This window comes from Embleya sp. NPDC059213 (genome assembly GCF_042754445.1).
Lineage (GTDB): Bacteria > Actinomycetota > Actinomycetes > Streptomycetales > Streptomycetaceae > Embleya.
Genome location: NZ_JBHZAV010000400.1, coordinates 1 through 2,060, shown reverse-complemented (window position 1 = coordinate 2,060; position 2,060 = coordinate 1). Strand labels below are relative to the sequence as shown.

Annotated in this window: 3 protein-coding genes; 2 read left to right on the top strand and 1 reads right to left on the bottom strand. The window is 73.2% G+C overall.

Features of this window, described 5'->3' with window-relative positions; all coding sequences use genetic code 11:
* Positions 1 to 915, top strand: a 915-nt coding sequence (locus ACFXMF_RS47610) for a hypothetical protein (protein ID WP_380021334.1), incomplete at its 5' end; no start/stop codon positions are given.
* On the opposite strand, the gene ACFXMF_RS47605 is transcribed toward ACFXMF_RS47610, so the two are convergent.
* Positions 901 to 1,185 (bottom strand): hypothetical protein, encoded by a 285-nt coding sequence (locus tag ACFXMF_RS47605; RefSeq protein ID WP_380017921.1) that lies wholly within the window; start codon positions 1,183 to 1,185, stop codon positions 901 to 903. The genes ACFXMF_RS47610 and ACFXMF_RS47605 overlap by 15 nt on opposite strands.
* Before the next feature lie 218 nt (positions 1,186 to 1,403).
* Here ACFXMF_RS47605 and ACFXMF_RS47600 point away from each other — a divergent pair.
* Positions 1,404 to 2,060, top strand: a 657-nt coding sequence (locus tag ACFXMF_RS47600) for a hemerythrin domain-containing protein (protein WP_379991153.1), incomplete at its 3' end; no start/stop codon positions are given.

The window sequence follows — 2,060 nt, the reverse complement described above, 5'->3', positions numbered from 1 at the left end:
CTGCTGCCCGACAACGAACGGGCCCGGCTGCTGGCGGGCGTTCGCCGCGACGGCACCCGAGGCCCGGTGCCCGGCCCGCTCACGACCCTGCTGTGGGACGCCGAGCTGGGCCGCTGCGCCGACTGGCTGACCGCGGGAATGACCTCGGGCGATCCGGAGGTGGCCCGGGTCGTCGTCAACCGGCTGCCGCTGCGCACCGAGGCCGGCCGGTTGCGGGTGGTCGTCGGGGTGTGGACTCGACACGGCCGCACCCGGGCGCGGCGGTTGCTGACCGAGGCCGAGTTCCCCCTCGCCACGCGCGAGGCGATCGAGGACGCCTTCGGGCGATCCGACGGCCTGGCCGTGCTCGGCGCGCGGCTGGCCGGCGAGGAGGATCCCGAACGGGTCGTGGCGCACCTGCGCGACGGCGATGACCGGGAACAGCGTGAGCGGGTCGACGACATCCTCGCCGACGGCGGCGACCTCCCGTGGGCGGAACTGCTCCGCGCGCATCGGGCCGCCGCGTTGCCCGCGGCGCTGCATCTTCGACTCGCGGAAATCCCGGACTGCTCATACGAGTTGTCGGTCGCGCTGCTGGCCAGGGGATTGCCCGAGCAGGCCCGGAACGAACCGTGGCTGCACGAGGCGCTGGTCGACGGCCGGCTGTCCGGCGCCGACCTGCTGCGGTATGCCCGTCCCGCCCGGGTGGTGTTGTCGATCCTCGCCGGCGTCGACGCGCGCACCTCTCCCGAATGGTGGGCCTCGGGCGTGCCCCGGGTCGAGGCGAACGCTCTGGTCGCCGAATACCTGGGCGGCGACGCCGAGGCGTGGATCGTGGCACTGCGCCTGTTCCCGGACTTCACCGGCACGATCGTGGAACTGCTGGCCACCGCACGGGCGGTGGCCGCCGATCGGCCCGGCTCAGCGACCGAATGAGCCGCCGGCCGGCGCCGGGACCGCATCGGCGTCGTGGCCCGCGTCCGGAAGATCGCCGAGGCCGAGCAGGTCGAGTTGGGTGGGGCCGCCGGCCCGGTCGGCCCGGCCGGTCGCCTCGACGGCCGGCGTCCACGAGCCCCGGCAGGAGATCGGTGCGTCGTCGGTGCGGGCGTGGCCGGGATCGTCGTGCCGCCAGAGGGCGTGCGTCTCGGTCACCGCGACGCGGCGACCGCACACGCCGCAGGTGCCTCGTGGCCGATGCGTGTTCATCTCCCCATGATGTCCGATCGGGCGGACAACGACCGGTTCGAGGGCCGATGCGCCCGCCGCCGGCACGCGGGGGCGGGCACCCGCAGGCGCGCCGGCGGGAAAGTCGTGGGCGCGGACCGGTCACATTCGTGGACCCGGAGCCGTCATGGGTGTGTCGGGTGACAACGAGTCGCCGCCGACACCGTCGAGGTCGACAGACCGCGAAATCGGAGCACACCATGACCGGCAAGACCTTCAAGAACGACATGTCGATGATGTACGCGTTCCACGACGCGCTCCGTCGGGAACTCGGGCGGATCGCCAAGATCACCGCCGAGGCGACCGACGACCCGCGCCAAGTGCTCCAGGCAGCGCTCGGCTGGGAACTGTTCAAGAGCTACCTGCACGTCCACCACGGCGCCGAGGACGACGTGTTGTGGCCGGTGATCCGGGCGGCGGTGCGAGACCTTCCGGACGAACTCGCCGTGATCGAGGCGATGGAGGCCGAGCACGCCGTCGTCGATCCCGGTCTGGACGCCGTCGACACCGCGCTCGCGGACCGCGAGGGCGGGCCGGAGCGGCTGGCGACGATCGTCGAGCGCCTGGTGGGTGGGCTGGGCGCGCACCTCAAGCACGAAGAGGACGAGGCACTGGTGATCATCGACCGGCACGCCACGCCGGAACTGCTCCAGCGCTTCGGTTTCGAGCACGCCCTCCGGATCGGCGACGACAGTCCCCGATACCTGCCGTGGCTCCTGGACGGCGCGAGCGCGGACACGGTCGCGACCGTGATCGGCCGACTCCCCGAACCACTGCGCCTGGCCTACCGGGACGAGTGGCAGCCCGCGTACGCCGGGCTGGACGTGTGGGGCCCCGAGCGCGGCTCGACCGAGGTC